This is a genomic window from Mesorhizobium sp. M7D.F.Ca.US.004.03.1.1 (assembly GCF_003998635.1).
GTDB lineage: Bacteria > Pseudomonadota > Alphaproteobacteria > Rhizobiales > Rhizobiaceae > Mesorhizobium > Mesorhizobium loti.
The window spans coordinates 1-673 of record NZ_RZQG01001609.1 but is presented as its reverse complement, the minus strand read 5'-3'; the positions used below and the strand labels follow the sequence as shown (position 1 = coordinate 673).

Below are 673 nucleotides of genomic sequence, written 5' to 3'. Positions count from 1 at the left end.
CCACAGCTCTGCTCGATGACGTCAAGCAGGTCGCCATATTCCCCCGATGACTCATCGACCCATTTTCCAGCTGCCTTGCCGCTAACCGCTTTGAGCCGCACATGCATGGAACGGCCGCGCATATTGCGGACATCGCCGACCATCCAGTAATTGCCGGAGCGATGGCCGTTGGAGAGATATTCGCGGCACACCGCCTCGGCATGTTCGCCAAGGCGGCGTGCCAGCTCGGACGCCGAACCGGACATGATCGCCTCCGCTCAAGCCGCGGCCGTACGGTCGGTGACCCCGACCAGCGTATGGCGCTCGAGAAGGGAGGTGAGGATGGCGCAACCTTGCGCGGATGTCGGGATGAACAGCCGGAGCTTCCAGGAGATGATCTCGGATATCAGCCCCAGCGCCTTCAGTCGGGGGACCATCGCGTCGGTGAAGCAGATCAATTCGACACGGTAGTCGTTCATGACGCGGCTGCGGCGCAGGATCAGGCCATCGGCGAGTTGCAGCCCAATCCTGCCTTCCACGAGCCCGGCCCAGGCATCTTCCGGCGCGAGCTTGGGTAAATCGTCGAGCCCCAGATTGCGCAACATGGTCGCGACCAGCGTCAGCGCGATGTGACGACCGATGATGCGTTCGCCGGCATCGGTCTGGATCCGGTAGACCTGACAATCATGGTCCT

Annotated in this window: 1 protein-coding gene and 1 pseudogene; both read right to left on the bottom strand. The window is 62.6% G+C overall.

Going from position 1 to position 673, the window contains the following annotated elements; genetic code table 11:
* Positions 1-245: pseudogene (locus tag EN935_RS39035) on the bottom strand (DNA primase); the annotation flags it as partial.
* Positions 246-257: 12 nt separating this feature from the next.
* Positions 258-673, bottom strand: a 416-nt coding sequence (locus EN935_RS39030; RefSeq protein WP_348629930.1) for a hypothetical protein, incomplete at its 5' end; no start/stop codon positions are given.